Source organism: Corallococcus sp. AB045 (genome assembly GCF_003668895.1).
Lineage (GTDB): Bacteria > Myxococcota > Myxococcia > Myxococcales > Myxococcaceae > Corallococcus > Corallococcus coralloides.
Genome location: NZ_RAWN01000053.1, coordinates 37872 through 52413, shown reverse-complemented (window position 1 = coordinate 52413; position 14542 = coordinate 37872). Strand labels below are relative to the sequence as shown.

15 protein-coding genes are annotated in these 14542 nt (G+C 69.9%); 2 read left to right on the top strand and 13 right to left on the bottom strand.

All coding sequences use genetic code 11. The annotated features are described in order from the left end of the window. Positions 1 to 71 precede the first annotated feature (71 nt). Positions 72 to 620, top strand: a complete 549-nt coding sequence (locus D7Y21_RS15430) for a cytochrome c oxidase assembly factor Coa1 family protein (RefSeq protein ID WP_120567638.1) — start codon at positions 72 to 74, stop codon at positions 618 to 620. Positions 621 to 736: 116 nt separating this feature from the next. Here D7Y21_RS15430 and D7Y21_RS15425 read toward each other — a convergent pair whose 3' ends face one another. The 4 genes from D7Y21_RS15425 to fsa form a co-directional block, all read right to left on the bottom strand. After that, positions 737 to 1702 (bottom strand): electron transfer flavoprotein subunit alpha/FixB family protein, encoded by a 966-nt coding sequence (locus D7Y21_RS15425; protein WP_120567639.1) that lies wholly within the window; start codon positions 1700 to 1702, stop codon positions 737 to 739. A gap of 41 nt (positions 1703 to 1743) precedes the next feature. Then, positions 1744 to 2541 carry an electron transfer flavoprotein subunit beta/FixA family protein gene (locus tag D7Y21_RS15420; RefSeq protein WP_120567640.1) on the bottom strand — a complete coding sequence of 266 codons (798 nt, stop codon included), beginning with the start codon at positions 2539 to 2541 and terminating at the stop codon, positions 1744 to 1746. A gap of 132 nt (positions 2542 to 2673) precedes the next feature. Beyond that, positions 2674 to 3810 (bottom strand): acyl-CoA dehydrogenase family protein, encoded by a 1137-nt coding sequence (locus D7Y21_RS15415; RefSeq protein WP_120567641.1) that lies wholly within the window; start codon positions 3808 to 3810, stop codon positions 2674 to 2676. Between the two features lie 139 nt (positions 3811 to 3949). After that, the gene (fsa, locus tag D7Y21_RS15410) at positions 3950 to 4615 is read right to left on the bottom strand and encodes a fructose-6-phosphate aldolase (protein ID WP_120530299.1); all 666 of its coding nucleotides are present in this window, start codon (positions 4613 to 4615) and stop codon (positions 3950 to 3952) included. A gap of 136 nt (positions 4616 to 4751) precedes the next feature. Between fsa and D7Y21_RS15405 the strand changes: the two genes are divergently transcribed. Then, positions 4752 to 5678, top strand: a complete 927-nt coding sequence (locus D7Y21_RS15405; protein ID WP_233612115.1) for an SIS domain-containing protein — start codon at positions 4752 to 4754, stop codon at positions 5676 to 5678. A 12-nt stretch (positions 5679 to 5690) separates the two neighbouring features. On the opposite strand, the gene D7Y21_RS15400 is transcribed toward D7Y21_RS15405, so the two are convergent. The 9 genes from D7Y21_RS15400 to mutM all read right to left on the bottom strand — a co-directional run bounded on the left by D7Y21_RS15400 (position 5691) and on the right by mutM (position 14406). Then, the gene (locus D7Y21_RS15400) at positions 5691 to 7067 is read right to left on the bottom strand and encodes a hypothetical protein (RefSeq protein WP_121714036.1); all 1377 of its coding nucleotides are present in this window, start codon (positions 7065 to 7067) and stop codon (positions 5691 to 5693) included. Continuing rightward, complete coding sequence (gene folK, locus D7Y21_RS15395) at positions 7064 to 7603, bottom strand: 2-amino-4-hydroxy-6-hydroxymethyldihydropteridine diphosphokinase (protein WP_120567644.1); 540 nt, start codon at positions 7601 to 7603, stop codon at positions 7064 to 7066. The genes D7Y21_RS15400 and folK overlap by 4 nt, the downstream gene beginning before the upstream one ends. Beyond that, positions 7600 to 8367, bottom strand: a complete 768-nt coding sequence (locus D7Y21_RS15390; RefSeq protein ID WP_120567645.1) for a fumarylacetoacetate hydrolase family protein — start codon at positions 8365 to 8367, stop codon at positions 7600 to 7602. The genes folK and D7Y21_RS15390 overlap by 4 nt, the downstream gene beginning before the upstream one ends. Next, positions 8364 to 9182, bottom strand: coding sequence for a 4-hydroxy-tetrahydrodipicolinate reductase (gene dapB / locus D7Y21_RS15385; RefSeq protein WP_120567646.1), 819 nt, complete (start codon positions 9180 to 9182; stop codon positions 8364 to 8366). The genes D7Y21_RS15390 and dapB overlap by 4 nt, the downstream gene beginning before the upstream one ends. A gap of 15 nt (positions 9183 to 9197) precedes the next feature. Next, positions 9198 to 10085, bottom strand: a complete 888-nt coding sequence (dapA, locus tag D7Y21_RS15380; RefSeq protein ID WP_120567647.1) for a 4-hydroxy-tetrahydrodipicolinate synthase — start codon at positions 10083 to 10085, stop codon at positions 9198 to 9200. A gap of 16 nt (positions 10086 to 10101) precedes the next feature. Then, positions 10102 to 11343 (bottom strand): diaminopimelate decarboxylase, encoded by a 1242-nt coding sequence (lysA, locus tag D7Y21_RS15375; RefSeq protein ID WP_121714034.1) that lies wholly within the window; start codon positions 11341 to 11343, stop codon positions 10102 to 10104. Next, positions 11340 to 11555 carry a hypothetical protein gene (locus tag D7Y21_RS15370; protein ID WP_120567649.1) on the bottom strand — a complete coding sequence of 72 codons (216 nt, stop codon included), beginning with the start codon at positions 11553 to 11555 and terminating at the stop codon, positions 11340 to 11342. Before D7Y21_RS15370 ends, lysA begins: the two co-directional genes overlap by 4 nt. A 3-nt stretch (positions 11556 to 11558) precedes the next feature. After that, positions 11559 to 13424 carry a TIGR04551 family protein gene (locus D7Y21_RS15365; RefSeq protein ID WP_233592034.1) on the bottom strand — a complete coding sequence of 622 codons (1866 nt, stop codon included), beginning with the start codon at positions 13422 to 13424 and terminating at the stop codon, positions 11559 to 11561. Between the two features lie 79 nt (positions 13425 to 13503). Beyond that, positions 13504 to 14406 carry a bifunctional DNA-formamidopyrimidine glycosylase/DNA-(apurinic or apyrimidinic site) lyase gene (gene mutM / locus D7Y21_RS15360; RefSeq protein ID WP_120567651.1) on the bottom strand — a complete coding sequence of 301 codons (903 nt, stop codon included), beginning with the start codon at positions 14404 to 14406 and terminating at the stop codon, positions 13504 to 13506. Positions 14407 to 14542 lie beyond the last annotated feature (136 nt).

Sequence of the window (14542 nt, the reverse complement as noted above, 5' to 3'; positions counted from 1 at the left end):
GGTGCAGGCCCACCCCCGCTTCGTCCGGAACCGGCTATGACACGGCCCCAGGTCCAGGCCAGGAGGGCCCCATGCCGCCGACAATGCCCGAGGGTGACTACGCACCCGTGCCCCGCCAGGGGTGGTGGAGCCGCAACTGGAAGTGGGCGGTGCCCGTGGGCTGTCTGGGGATGCTGGGCTCGTGCTTCTGCTTCGCGGCCATCGCCGTGGGCTGGGGCTACTCGTCGTTCAAGGACATGGGCGCGTACACGGACGCCATCACGGAGGCCCAGGAGGATCCGCACGTGCAGCAGGCCCTGGGCGGCTCCTTCAAGCCGGGCTTCCCCAGCAACACCCAGGTGAGCACCCGCAACGGCCGCACCCACGCGGAGTTCACCGTCCCGCTGGACGGCCCCAAGGCGGACGGCAACCTCCACGCCGTGGCCGACAAGAACGGCGAGGCGTGGATCTTCCGCACCCTCTACGTCCAGGTGGAGGACGGACAGCGCATCAACCTGCTCGACACGGGCGAGCTGCCCCCGGAAGCACCGGAGCCGGAGGTGCCCCACGAGCTGGAGCCGGAAGTCCCCGAGCCGCCCGCGCAGAAGAAGCCCGGCAACGACACCGACATCGAGCTGTAGGCGCGGAAGCAGGCTCCCCCAAAGCCCCCAGACGCGACGAAGGGCGCGCCCCCGGGAAGGTTCCCGGTGACGCGCCCCACGGTGTCACGGCCCGCCGTCAGGACGGCGGAAGCGGACTACTTCAGCTTCTGGATGCCCTCGCGCAGCGCGGGCAGGACCTTGAAGAGGTCGTCCACGAGGCCGTAGTCGGCCACCTGGAAGATGGGCGCCTCCGGGTCCTTGTTGATGGCGACGATGGTCTTCGAGGACTTCATGCCGGCCAGGTGCTGGATGGCGCCGCTGATGCCCGCGGCGATGTACAGCTGCGGCGCGACGACCTTGCCCGTCTGACCGACCTGCAGGTCATTGGGAACCCAACCCGCGTCGCACACCGCGCGGGACGCGCCCACCGCGGCGCCCAGCAGGTCCGCCAGCGCTTCGACTTCCTTGAAGTCGCCCTTGGTGCCGCGACCGCCGGACACCACCACGCGGGCCTCGGTCAGCTCCGGACGGGCGCTCTTCACTTCGTTGAACGACACGAACTTCGTCTTGGAGGCCTCCAGCTTCGGCTGGAAGGACTTCACCTCCGCGGACGCGCCCGCGCCAGCGACCGGCGTGAACTCCGTGGCGCGGATGCTGATGACCTGCACCGGCGTGTTGAGCTTCACCTCGGCGAACACGTTGCCGGCCCACATGGGACGGGTGAACGTGATGTCCGCGCCACTGCCGTTGATGGCGGTGATGTCGGTGGCCATGGCGGCCTTCAGCCGGGCGGCGACGCGCGGCAGCAGGTCCTTGCCCTGCGCCGTGGAGGCCGCGCCCACGAAGGTGGCCTTCAGCTCCTGCGCCAGCCCGGCGACGACGGGGGCGTAGACCTCCGCCAGGTAGTGCTCGAACTCAGGAGCGGCGGCGGTGTGGATGGCCTTGGCGCCGGAGCCCTTGAGCTCCTCCGCCAGCTTGGACGGGTCCTTGGACAACAGGACGAGGTGCAGCTCGGCGCCGGCCTTGTCGGCCAGCTGCTTGCCGGCGGCGATGGCGTTGAGGGAGGCCTTGCGCAGGTTCCCGTCCGGCTGCTGCTCGGCGACGATGAGGACGATGGACATGGTGTCTGTCTCCGGAATCGTTGGAAGGGTTGGGAGCGCGGTCAGACGACCTTCGCCTCGTTGTGCAGCTTCTCCACCAGGGTGGCCACGTCCGGCACCTTGATGCCCGCCTTGCGCGCCGGGGGCGACGCCAGCTTGAGCACCTGGATCTTCGGGGCCACGTCCACGCCCAGCTTCTCCGGCGTCAGCTCCTCGATGGGCTTGCTCTTCGCCTTCATGATGCCCGGGAGGCTGGCGTAGCGCGGCTGGTTCAGGCGCAGGTCCGTGGTGACGATGGCGGGCAGCTGGACCTCCAGGGTCGCCAGCCCGTTGTCCACTTCACGCACCACCTGGACGCTCTTCTTGTCCGCGGACACCACCACCGCCGGGACCTTGTTCTTCTCCTGCTCGCTCTCCAGCGACTCCACCTTGGAGGCGAACGTGGCCTGACCCCAGCCCAGGAACTCGGCCAGGTACTGGCCCACCTGGTTCTGGTCGTCGTCGATGGACTGCTTGCCCAGCAGGACGATGTCCGGCTTCTCCTTCTCCGCGACCTTCTGGAGCAGACCCGCGATGCCCAGCTGATCCAGCGGGCCCGTGTGGTTCACCCAGATGGCCCGGTTGGCGCCCATGGCCAGCGCGTGGCGCAGCTGCTCCTGCACCTCCTTGCCGCCGATGGAGACCACCACCACCTCGCCGGTGTGCTTCGCCGCGAGGCGCAGGCCCTCTTCCACGCCGATTTCATCGAAGGGGTTGATCTTGTACTTCAACCCCTCCTTCACGATGTCCGAGCCGTCCGGCTTCACCTTGATCTTCGACTCGGGATCTTCCACGCGCTTGGCGGTGACGAGAATCTTCACGGCGGGCTCTCCTCAGTGGGGAGTGTTTGGAAATTCGGGCGGCTTGACGCGTCGCGCATCAGGGCCGGAGTAATAGACATCCGCACACGGCGGCGGCAACGGGAAAGCCCCGCCGGGCACAGTTTTGCTTTTCTACCTGAACAGTTCCTTCGCGATGACCAGGCGCTGCACCTGGCTCGTGCCCTCGTAGACCTGGATGAGCTTGGCGTCGCGCATCAGCTTCTCCACGGGGTATTCCTTCATGTAGCCGTAGCCACCGAACACCTGCACGGCGTCCGTGGCGACCTTCATGGCCATGTCCGCGGCGAAGCACTTCGCATAGCTGGACTGGAGGGTGTTGCGCTGTCCCTCATCCAGCACCTGCGCGCTCTCGTAGGTGAGCAGGCGCGCGGCGTGGGTGTTCATGGCCATCTCCGCCAGCATGAACTGGACGGCCTGGTGCTCACGGATGGGCTTGCCCATCGTCTGGCGCTGAGCGGAGTACTCCAGCGAGTGCTCCAGCGCCGCGCGGGCGATGCCAATGGAGATGCTCGCGGTGAGCGGGCGGCTGTTGTCCAGCGTGGCCATGGCGATCTTGAAGCCCTCGCCCTCCTCGCCGATGCGGTTGGCGACAGGGACACGCACCTCGTCGAACGTGACGGTGGTGGTGTTGCTGGCGCGCTGGCCCATCTTGTTCTCGTGCTTGCCGGTGGTCAGGCCCTGCGGACGGCCCTCCACGACGAAGCAGGTGATGCCCTTGTGCTTCTTGCCCTTGTCCAGCGTGGCGAACACGGTGAACTGATCCGCGTAGCCGGCGTTGGTGATGAAGCACTTGCTGCCGTTGAGGACGTACTCGTCACCCTCGCGGCGCGCGGTGGTGCCCATGGCCGCCACGTCCGAACCCGCGGCGGGCTCCGTGAGACAGAAGCAGCTGAGCTTGAGCTTCTCCCCAAAGGGGGCCAAGAGGCGCTTCTTCTGGTCGTCCGTGCCGTGGAGGATGATGGGCAGGTTGGCCAGGTCGTTGGCGATGAGGGACGTGGCCACGCCCGCGCAGCCCCACGCCAGCTCCTCGCACACGATGACCTGCTCCAGGTGCGTCAGGCCCACGCCGTTGTACTCGGACGGGATGGCCATGTTCAGCAGGCCCAGCTCGAAGGCCGCGGAGATGAGGTCCTTGGGGAAGTCGGAGGTCTCGTCGTAGTGGGGGGCCTTGGGGCGCACCACGTCACGGGCGTACTTGCGAGCGGCGTCCTGCAAGGCGCGCTGGTTTTCGCTGAGCTGGAAATCCATGGGCGGGGCTCCGGAAGGGTTGATTCAAATATCAATCCGCTTCCCCTGCCATACCGCTCCCGCCGTCCTGGCGCCAGCCCCCGCGAGGGCCCCCCCGTCGTTCCAGGGACACCGGAACGGCAGGGGGACGGCCGGGTGGCTACTTCCCGGCGGGCTTCGCCTGCTTGGGGACCTTCTCCCAGTCCGCGAGGAACTTCTGGATGCCCGCGTCGGTGAGGGGGTGGTTCGCCAGCTGGGTGATGACGTTGTAGGGCAGCGTGGCCACGTCCGCGCCCAGGCGCGCGGCCTGGAGGACGTGGACGGGGTTGCGCACGCTGGCCACCAGCACCTGCGTGGTGAAGTCGTAGTTCTGGTAGATCTCCAGGATGTGGGCGATGAGCTCCATGCCGTCCTGGGAGATGTCGTCCAGCCGGCCCACGAAGGGCGACACGTACGTGGCGCCGGCCTTGGCGCACAGCAGGGCCTGGTTGGCGGAGAAGCAGAGGGTGACGTTGGTGCGGATGCCGTCGGCGGTGAGCGCCTTGACGGCCTTCATGCCCTCCACGCCCATGGGGATCTTCACCACGACGTTGTCGTGGATCTTCGCCAGGCCCTGGCCTTCCTTGATGAGCTCCGGGGCCGTCAGCGACACGCACTCGGCGCTGATGGGACCGTCCACGATGGAGCAGATCTCCCGGATGGTCTCCTCCAGGTTCCGGCCGACCTTGGCCAGCAGTGACGGGTTGGTGGTGACGCCGTCCACACAGCCCATCTCGTGGGCCTTGCGGATTTCGCCGACGTCCGCGCTGTCGATGAAGAACTTCATGCCGTCCCCTTGGTTTCCGGTGGTGAAGAAGATTCCCCCGACCACGGGCGGCCGGGCGAGCAGGCCGTAGCCCAGGCCCCCCCATGCGTCAAGGATGGCCGCCCACGCGGCGGCGGAGTAGAGGTAGCGCCCAGCCATGGCCCGCGCCATCCTGGGTGTCACGGACCGGCTGGGGGACGCGTTCCTGCGCGCGCTGAAGCTCGTGCGCGACTGCCCGGGGCAGGTGGTGGTGACGGGCATGGGGAAGGCGGGCCACATCGGACAGAAGCTGTCCTCCACGCTGGCGTCCACCGGCATCCGCTCCGTGTTCCTCCACCCCGCGGAGGCCGTGCACGGTGACCTGGGCCGCGTGGGCTTGGGCGACGTCATCCTCGCGCTGTCCAACAGCGGCAGCACGGAGGAGCTCTTGCGCCTGCTGCCCCTCTTCAAGCGCATGGGCACGCCGGTGGTGGCGCTCACCGGAGACGCGGACAGCCCGCTGGCGAAGGGCGCGGAGGTGGTGCTGGACATCGGCCGGATTGAAGAGGCGTGCCCCATGGGCCTGGTCCCCACCGCGTCCACCGCCGCGCTGCACGCCGTGGGCGACGCGCTGGCGATGACGCTCTTGCGCTCACGCCCCTTCGGACGGGACGACTACGCGCTCTTGCACCCGGGCGGGAAGCTGGGGCGCTCCGTGCTGCGCGTCTTCGAATTGATGCGCACGGGCCCCGCGAACCCGCTGGTGCTGGACACCGCGCGGCTGTCCCTGGCGGTGGTGGTGATGACCAACACGCCGGGCCGGCCGGGCGCCGCGTGCGTGGTGGACCGCGACGGGAAGCTGGAGGGCATCTTCACGGACGGCGACCTGCGCCGGCTGGTGGAGAAGGGCCACACGAACTTCGAGGTGCCGGTGCGTGAGGTGATGGGCAAGCGCCCGCGCTGCATCACCCCGGACACGCTGGTGCTCACCGCCGCCACGCAGATGCGCGAGCTGAGGGTGGACCAGCTGCCCGTGGTGGACGTCGAGGGCCGCGCGGTGGGCCTGCTCGACGTCCAGGACCTGCTGGCGGCGAAGTTCGTCTAAGTAAGCCGAGGGCTACTGCGACAGCTTCGCCTGGAGCGCGGCCTTGTTGGGGTAGTTGGGCACGTCCTGGGCCAGCTTCTCCCAGAGGGCCTTGGCGCCCTTCGCGTCGCCCTTGGCGAGCAGCGTGTCGCCCAGCTTCTCCACCGCGCCCGCGTCGGACTCCAACGCCACGCTCCACACGCGCGCGCCCATGGGACGGCCCAGGCCCACCAGCGCCCAGGCCATGCCCGCCTTGGCGCGGCCGTTCTCCGGCTGGAAGGGCACCACGCGGGTGTAGTTGGCCAGGGCCTCCTGGTAGCGGCCGCGCGCCAGGTGCTCCTCGCCCTCCTCCACCAGCTTGGTGAGGCCCGCCTCCAGCTCCGGCGTGCGCTCCGTGTTCTTCACCGCGTCCACCATCTCCGGCGACAGCGGGCGCGGCGCGTCCGACGGCATCGCGGCGGCCTGCGCGGTGGACTGGGACAGGCGCACCTTGCGGTCCGCGGCGCGCGTGGCGAGCCACTTCTTCCGGCCGCCCGCCTTCGAAATCTCCGCGATGCGCACGCTCAGCTCGCGGGCCATGGGCGCGCGCTGGGATTGCGGGTACGCCGTCGCCAGCGCGTCGAAGCCCTGGCGCGCGGCCCCGAGCGCCTGGAGGTCCTCGCCCTGCGTCTCGAAGAGCAGCGCGGAGTGGGCGTAGAGCGCCTCCTCGTGGCGGGGCTCCACCTCCAGCACGCGCGCGTACGCCTTCAGCGCGTTGGCGGTGTCACCGCCCAGGTACAGCGCGTTGCCGCGCAGCGTGTCCACGTCCAGCGCGGGCACCAGCGCGGCCAGCGCGCACGCGGCGGCGCCGGCGGAGTCCCCGGACTTCGCGCGGGCCTGCGCCACGGCCTCCATGGAGTCCAGCGCCTGGCCCGGCGTGAAGCCGCAGTTGGCGGCCTCCGGGGTGGGGATGGCGGCCTTGCCCAGCTTCTTGCGGGACGCGAGGAACAGCGAGCGCACGCCGTCCGCCTTGGCCTGCGCCTGGCCCAGGTAGGCCAGCGCCTCCGCGTTGCGGCCGTTCATGTAATAGAGCCGGCCCAGCGACGAGGCGATCTCGAAGGTCTTCTCCCGCTCGCGCAGGCCCTCGGACGAGTCGAGCTGCTTCATCAGCTCCTCGGCGGAGGGCGGCAGCTTGTTCGTGTCCACCGTGGGGTGGCCCGACGGCAGCGGCGTGCCCGGCGCCACGGGAGAGCCCGCGGGCATCGTGGGGTGGCCGGGAGGCAACGCGCCGTTGGCGGCATTGGAGCCAGGGCCCGAGCCCATCGCCGGAGAGGCCTGGGTACCAGGGGGAATCGTGGGGTGGCCAGGAGGCAGGGAGGTGGGCTCGGCCGCGAGCAGCGCGGTCGTGGCCAGGACGAGGGACAGGCTCATAGTTCGTGGACGGGGAAACGGGCGCCCATGTCGGGCCAGAAGAGGGCCTCGCGCTTGCGGACGTCCTGGGGGGCGAGCTTCGCGAGCAGCTCCTGCACCGTCACGCCCAGCACTGGATGGCGGGCGTCGGGGGCCAGCTCCGCCAGGGGCTCCAGCGCGAAGCGGCGCTTGTGCAGTTCAAGGTGGGGCACCTGGAGGTTCGCGTCCGCGACGACGCAGTGGTCCTCCTCGTCCCACAGGAGGATGTCCAGGTCGATGGTGCGCGGGCCCCAGCGCTGCATCCGGCGGCGGCCCAGGTCCTGCTCGATGCGCTGGAGGATGCACAGCAGGCGCTGCGGCGTCAGGTCGCACTCCAGCGCCACCACGGCGTTGAGGAAGCGCGGCTGCGCGGGCCCCACCGGGGCCGTGTCATAGAGGGAGGAACAGCCCAGCACCGACACCGCGTCGATGCACGAAATCGCGGCGAGGGCGGCCACGAGGTGGGACTCGCGGTCGCCCTCGTTGGAACCCAGTCCTACATAGACGGTCGCACTCAAGGCTCCATCTCAACCGGGTTCACCAGGGTTCCGATTCCCTCCAGCTCCACCTCCACCGTGTCCCCGGCCTTCAGCGCGCCCACCCCGGACGGAGTGCCCGTGCTCACCAGGTCGCCGGGCAGCAGCGTCATGATGTGGGAGATGAAGGAGACCAGGCGGGCGGGGCTGAACACCATGTCGGACGTGCGGCCATCCTGGCGCACCTGTCCGTTCACCCGGCACACCACCCGCAGGTCCGCGGGGGACAGGCCCGTCACGGCCCAGGGGCCCGCGCAGGCGAAGGTGTCATAGCCCTTCGCGCGAGTGTGCTGGATTTCCTTGCGCTGGATGTCGCGCGCGGTGACGTCGTTGAAGCAGGTGAGGCCCCAGATGGCGCGCGCGGCGGTGGCCTCGTCGGCGTTCTTCAGGCGCTCACTGATGACGAGCGCCAGCTCCGCCTCGTAGTGGACCTCCTGGCTCGCCTTGGGGAGGCGGATGGGAGAGCCGGGGCCGTTGAGCGCGGTGGAGGGCTTGGTGAAGATGAGCGGCTCCGTGGGGATGGGCTTGCCCATCTCCTCCGCGTGCTTGCGGTAGTTCTGGCCAATACAGACGACCTTGGACGCGTCCGACGGCGTGAGCAGCGTGAGCCCCTGGAGCGAGCGGCGCAGGCCGGTCTCCTTGCCGCCGGCCCACGGCGCGGCGGTGAGCACCACCACCTCGTTGCCGTCGACGCGGCCGTAGCTGGCGCGGCCCTCGACCTGGAAGCGGCAGTAACGGGCGGTCATGTCTTCCCCTGGAGGCCGAGCACGTCGGCCATGTCATAGAGTCCCGGCGCGCGGCCCGCCACCCAGCGCGCGGCCCTCAGCGCCCCTTGCGCGAACTGATCACGGTTCGTCGCGCGGTGGGTGAGTTCGATGCGCTCGCCCTCGCCGAAAAAGTAGACCGTGTGCTCGCCCACGACGTCCCCGCCGCGCAGCGCCTGCACGCCAATCTCACCCGGCGGGCGGGCCCCCGTCTGCCCCTCGCGCGCGAAGGTGAGGTCGTCCTTCGTGCGGCCCAGCGCGTCCACCAGCACCTCCGCCAGCTTGAGCGCGGTGCCGCTGGGCGCGTCCTTCTTCATGCGGTGGTGCGTCTCCAGCACCTCCACGTCGAACGATGGGCCCAGCACGCGCGCCAGCTCCGCCGCCATGCGGATGACCAGGTTCACGCCCACGGACATGTTGGGCGCCGCGACGATGGGAATGCGCTTCGCGTGCTCCTCCAGCTGCGCACGCCCCTCCGGCGTGAAGCCCGTGGTGCCCACCACCAGCGCCACGCCGCGCTCGGCGCAGACGCGCGCGTGATGCAGCGTGGCCTCCGGGCCGGTGAAGTCCACGACGACGTCCGCCTTCGCGCCGTCCAGCGCGCGGCCCAGGTCGTCGTGAGCAATCACGTCCAGCGGCGCGCCCAGCCGGGCCACGAGCCCCGCGTCCTGCCCGGAGAGGGGATTGCCCGGGCGCACCGTGGCGCCCACCACCGGAAGGTCGCTGGCGGCCTTCGCCAGGCGCACCAGCGTGCTGCCCATGCGGCCGGAGATGCCGGTGATGACGGTGCGGGTCATGGCGCTCTTTTCCCTTCAGGCCTTCAGCAATCCCAGCCCGGACAGCTCGGCCTTGAGCTTCGCGGCGTTCGACTCGCCCATGGGCACGAGCGGCAGGCGGATTTCCGGACCGAACAGGCCCATCAGGTGCAGCGCCCACTTCACCGGGATGGGGTTGGACTCCACGAAGAGCAGCCGGTGCAGCGCGTTCATCCGCACCTGGAGGCCGCGCGCCTTCGCGATGTCGTTGCTCCGCGCCGCAGCCACCAGGTCCGCCATCATGCGGGGCGCGACGTTGGAGGACACGGAGATGACGCCCTTGCCGCCGCACGCGATGAAGGGCAGCACCGTGAAGTCGTCGCCGGACAGGAACGTCATCCGGTCGCCGCACTTCTCCACCAGGTCCACCGCGCGGATGAGGTTGCCCGTGGCCTCCTTCAGCGCCACGACCTCCGGGATGTCACACAGCTGGAGCACCGCCTCCGGCAGCAGGTCCACGCCCGTGCGGCCCGGCACGTTGTAGGCGATGAGCGGGAAGCCCGGGTGCGCCTTCGCGATGGCGCGGTAGTGCTCCACCAGGCCCGCCTGCGTGGGCTTGTTGTAGTAGGGCGTGACGATGAGCGCGCCGTCGGCGCCCACCTCGCGCGCGCGGCGCACGGACTCAATGGTTTCGCGCGTGCTGTTGCTGCCCGCGCCCGCCACCACCGGCACCCGGCCCTTCACCTCGTCCACGACGACGGCGATGGCGCGCGCGCGCTCGTCCGCGTCCATGGTGACCGCTTCGCCGGTGGTGCCCATGGGCAGCAGCACGTTCGTGCCGCCGTCCAGCTGGTAGCGCACCAGGGCTCGGAAGGCGCCCTCGTCCAGCGCGCCGTCGTGGAACGGAGTAGCCAGCGCCGTCATGGAGCCTTCGAAGGTCTTCATGCCGGCGCTTATACGTTCAGGCCCGCTCACCGCGCCAGAGGTCCTCGACGCGCTCGCGCTCCCGCACGACACGCCAGGCCGCTCCGTCCACCAGCACCTCCGCCGGCCGGGGCCGCGAGTTGTAGGTGGAAGCCATGCTCATCCCGTAAGCCCCGGCGCTCATGAAGGCGTACAGGTCGTCCTGGCGCGGCAGCACCAGGGGGCGCGCCCGCGCGAGCACGTCCGTGGACTCACACACCGGCCCCACGACGTCCACCTCCACGTCCCGGCCGCGGCGCTTCACCACCGGCTGCAGGTCATGGTGCGCTTCGTAGAGGGCCGGGCGCATCAGGTCGTTCATGCCCGCGTCCACCACCACGAAGGTGCGCGTTTCCGTGGGCTTCCGGTACAGCACGCGCGTGAGCAGCACCCCCGCGTTGCCCACGAGCGCCCGCCCCGGCTCCAAGAGCAGCGTGGCCCCGGTGCCTTCCGTCGCGTTCAGCACCGTGCGCGCGTACTCCTGGGGGCTGGGCGGCGTTTCATTCGAATAGGTGATGCCCAGCCCGCCACCCACGTCCAGGTACTCCAGGGCGTGGCCCCGGGCCTTGAGCGTGACATAGAGGTCCGCCACCTTGGTGAGGGCGGCCTTCATGGGGGCGGTGCGCGTGAGCTGCGAGCCGATGTGGCAGTCCAGCCCCAGCGCCTTCAGCCCCTTCAGCTTCTTCGCCTTCGCGTAGAGGGCGACCGCCTCCTCGAAGGGCACGCCGAACTTGGACGTCTTCAGGCCGGTGGAGATGTAGCGGTGCGTGCGCGCGTCCACGTCCGGGTTCACACGCAGGGCGAACGGCGCGCGCTTGCCCAGCTTTCGCCCCACGGCATCCAGCGCCTCCAGCTCCTCCGCGCTCTCCACGTTGAAGAGCAACAGGCCCTGGGACAGCGCCTGGGCCATCTCGTCCGGCGTCTTGCCCACGCCCGCGAACACCGTCCTGCCCGGTTCGCCGCCGGCCTGCTTCACGCGCGCCAGCTCGCCGCCGGACACGATGTCGAAGCCGCTGCCCAGCCTGGCGAAGAGGCCCAGGATGGCCAGGTTGGAGTTGGCCTTCACCGAGTAGCAGATGAGGTGCTTCTGCCCCTGGAACGCCTCCGTCACCGCCTGGAAGCGCTCCGTGAGCGCGGCGGTGGAGTAGACGTACGTGGGCGTGCCCACCGCGTCCGCGATGGCGGGCAGCGGCACCTGCTCGGCGTGCAGCACGCCCTTCTGGTGGTGGAAGACGCTCACTCGGGCAGCCCGGCGTCCAAGGTGGACGGAGGCACCGTGGGGCCCGAGGGCTCCACGGGTCCGCGCTGCTGCTGCTGCGCGGGCACCGTCTCCGCCGTGGGCGCGGGCAGCGGCGCCGGCCGGGGCGCGCGCGGGCTGCCCTTGATGCCGCACGCCACCAGCGCGAGCGTCAGGCTGGTGGCGGCGCACAGCCGCGGGAGGGAGGAGCGCATGGACTAGAACCGGATGGCCAGCATGCCGCGGATGGCGTGCGCGGTGCTGAGCTCCTGGCCCGGCAGGTTCAGGTCCTTCAGGCCGTCCAGGGGGAAGAGGATGCCGTAGTCGATGCCCGCCACGAAGCCGTCTTCCGTGATGTAGCGCGCGCCGATGTCCGCCTCCAGGCCCAGGCTCTTGCTGATGTAGGACGGCGTGGACTCCGCGTAGAACGCCTGCGAGTAGATGACGCTGCCGTAGACGTCGAAGCCCTCCGCGATGGAGTACTTGAGGCCCGGCTTCACGTAGAACGCGTCCGTGACGCCATTGAGGATGGACCGCCACAGGATGAGGTCCACGCGGTAGTCGCGGTTGAAGCGGAAGTTGCGGATGGCGTTGTCGCTGCAGCCGCCGTTGTCGCAGCGGTACTGACGGCCCTCCACGTCGCCCGGCGCGGTGTTGCCGTCCGAGCCCGTGCCCTGGCGGCCCGGGTAGTTGCCGAAGCCCGGCGCCTTGTCACCGGACGCGAAGCCCATCTCGATGCCCAGGTGCAGCTTGTTCTCGATGACGTGGAACTCCGTCTGGAGCACGCCGCCGAACTGCGCGATGCGCAGCGCCTGGGTGGTGGGGTCGTTGGCCGTGAGCGCGCGCCCGTCGATGGTGCCCAGCTGCGCGGCGAACTCCGCCTCGATGCGGAACTTCTTCTCCTCGTACTTGAACCACAGGTCCGGGATGTAGAGCGTGCCGCCGCGCGGGACGAACGTCGGCGTGGTGACGTAGATGGGGATGGAGGGGTTGGCGTCCTCGAACGGGACGCCCGTCTCCGTCAGGGTGGAGTACCGCTGCGTGCGGTAGGTGAAGTACAGGCCGTAGTTGAGGACGCCCTGGTTGTTGTCCAGCTTGGCCCTCTGCTGCTGGTCGGTGTCGCGCCGCGCGATGGCCAGCACCAGGCTGTGCGCGTCGTCGGACTGGGTGAGGTCCACCGGCTCGCCCAGGGTGTTGGCCTTCTCCGTGGACAGCCCCTCCGAGTTGAAGTCCAGCATGGGCGTCACGTACCAGCCGGCGAACGGCTCCGTGACGAACTGGATGCGGTCCACCGTGTCGCCGTAGTCGCAGTCCAGGCAGTTGCCGTCGTTGCGCAGCATGCCCAGGCCCCAGTGGCTGCCCATGCGGCCGAAGCGCAGGATGCCCACCGGCGTCGTCACCTCACCGTACGCGCGCCGCACGATGACGGAGTCCTTGAACGCGTTGACGGCGGAGTTGGACGGGGACTCGTTCTCCGAGAAGAGCGTGAAGTTGTTGCGCCCATCCCCGCTGTAGGCGCTGTCCGGGTTGGAGCCCAGGAGGACGTTGTCCAGCGCGTCCACCTGCGCCTTGATGCGCACGTCCTCGGAGATGTTGAAGGACGGGTCCAGGCGGAAGCGCATGTTGGCGCCCGCCTGGGTCTGCTCGGTGGCGGAGCGCGGCGAGCGCGTCCACAGCTGGCGGCCCAGGGGCGTGCCGGAGGGCAGCGGGGGCTTGCCCAGGTCGAACTTGTAGAAGAGCACGGGGCGCACGCGCAGGTAGCCGTCCAGCGTGAACAGCTCCAGCTTGCGCTTCTCCTCCGTCCACTCCTCCTGCCAGTCGTTGTTGGCCACGGCCTGGGTGGCCGTCTGGGCGCGGATGTCCTCGCGCAGCTCCTGACGCGTGGCCTCCAGGCGCTGCTCCAACTCCTCGCGGCTGACGGAGCCTTCGGCGGTGGGGGCGGGGGAAACGGCGGCCGGAGCCGCGGGAGTCGCGGCGGGAGCCGACTCCTGGGGTGCCGAGGGCGTGCCACCATCAGGCACCGGCGTCTGCGCGGTGGCCGTGGACGAGGCGACGAGCAGCGCCGCCAGCAGGACGTGAGACATGGTCAACGGTCTCCGGGGCCGCGATATGACGCGGCCGGGTGTAAAGGGCGGGCGATTCAAGCCATGCCCCCCTGGGGTGTCAACGTCTACGGGATCGGGGTTTCGGGCCGGCAACGGCGGGAGCCGGCCCCTTCCCCGCCGCCGTCCCCTTCCGGGACGCGCGGACAGCAACCGTGGAGAGCGGCTGACATTTCGGACAGAAATGCGTGGTGCGCCCACCCTGGGTGAAGGACTTCACCGTCGTTCCACACTTCGAGCACGGCCCTTCCGCCCGCCCATAGACACGGAAGCGGTTCACGGAGCCTGCTTCCTCCAGATAGGTGATGTCCTCGCCCTCCTGCTCCTTGAAGGCGAAGTCGAACGCGGCGTGGATGGCCCTGGCCAGGTGCTTCCAGTCATCCGGAGTGAGGGTGCCGGGCTTGCGCGCCGGGTGGAGCCCCGCGCGGAAGAGCGCCTCCGCGGCGTGGATGTTGCCCAGGCCGGCGACGCGGCCCTGGTCCATCAGCGCCACCTTCAAGTCCTGCTTGGAGTCCCCCACCGCCTCCTGGAGCTGGGGGCCGGTGAGCCCTTCGGTCAGGGGGTCGCGTCCCAGGGCCTTCACCGCGGGCAGCTCCCATAGCACCTTCGCGGGCACGGGCTCCATGCGGCCGAAGAGGCGTGGATCACTGAAGTGGACCACGTGGCCGTCCTCCAGGTGGAAGCGGGCGCGGCTGTGGGGGACGGGCTCGCCTTCCTTGCGGCGCACGAACTTGCCCGTCATGCCCAGGTGGGCCATCAGGCCGTGGCCGCCCTCCAGGGTGAGCAGCAGGTACTTCCCCTTGCGCTCCAGGGCCGTCACCCGCCCGGTGAGCCGGGTGAAGTGGGGCAGCTCCGCGCCCCGGAAGACGCGGGTCGCGTCCGCTTCCGCGCGCACGATGCGGTGGCCCTTGAACCAGCGCTCCAGGTTGCGCCGGGCGATCTCCACTTCCGGTAACTCAGGCATCTGAGCGCCGGGGCATACCACCGGACTGTCTCCGGCGCATGTCCCCCGGTGGATGGGGCGTGGGGAAGACGCTTGCCCGGGACATGGGGGTGTGGCTACGACGGGCCGAGAAAGCCTCCAACCCCTACTCGAAGGA

Excerpts from the sequence above, each read along its gene's own strand:
- D7Y21_RS15430 (WP_120567638.1), top strand. The coding sequence starts at position 72 with ATGCCGCCGACAATGCCCGAGGGTGACTACGCACCCGTGCCCCGCCAG.
- D7Y21_RS15425 (WP_120567639.1), bottom strand. The coding sequence starts at position 1,702 with ATGTCCATCGTCCTCATCGTCGCCGAGCAGCAGCCGGACGGGAACCTG.
- D7Y21_RS15415 (WP_120567641.1), bottom strand. The coding sequence starts at position 3,810 with ATGGATTTCCAGCTCAGCGAAAACCAGCGCGCCTTGCAGGACGCCGCT.
- fsa (WP_120530299.1), bottom strand. The coding sequence starts at position 4,615 with ATGAAGTTCTTCATCGACAGCGCGGACGTCGGCGAAATCCGCAAGGCC.
- D7Y21_RS15405 (WP_233612115.1), top strand. The coding sequence starts at position 4,752 with ATGGCCCGCGCCATCCTGGGTGTCACGGACCGGCTGGGGGACGCGTTC.
- D7Y21_RS15400 (WP_121714036.1), bottom strand. The coding sequence starts at position 7,067 with ATGAGCCTGTCCCTCGTCCTGGCCACGACCGCGCTGCTCGCGGCCGAG.
- D7Y21_RS15390 (WP_120567645.1), bottom strand. The coding sequence starts at position 8,367 with ATGACCGCCCGTTACTGCCGCTTCCAGGTCGAGGGCCGCGCCAGCTAC.
- dapB (WP_120567646.1), bottom strand. The coding sequence starts at position 9,182 with ATGACCCGCACCGTCATCACCGGCATCTCCGGCCGCATGGGCAGCACG.
- dapA (WP_120567647.1), bottom strand. The coding sequence starts at position 10,085 with ATGAAGACCTTCGAAGGCTCCATGACGGCGCTGGCTACTCCGTTCCAC.
- D7Y21_RS15370 (WP_120567649.1), bottom strand. The coding sequence starts at position 11,555 with ATGCGCTCCTCCCTCCCGCGGCTGTGCGCCGCCACCAGCCTGACGCTC.
- D7Y21_RS15365 (WP_233592034.1), bottom strand. The coding sequence starts at position 13,424 with ATGTCTCACGTCCTGCTGGCGGCGCTGCTCGTCGCCTCGTCCACGGCC.
- mutM (WP_120567651.1), bottom strand. The coding sequence starts at position 14,406 with ATGCCTGAGTTACCGGAAGTGGAGATCGCCCGGCGCAACCTGGAGCGC.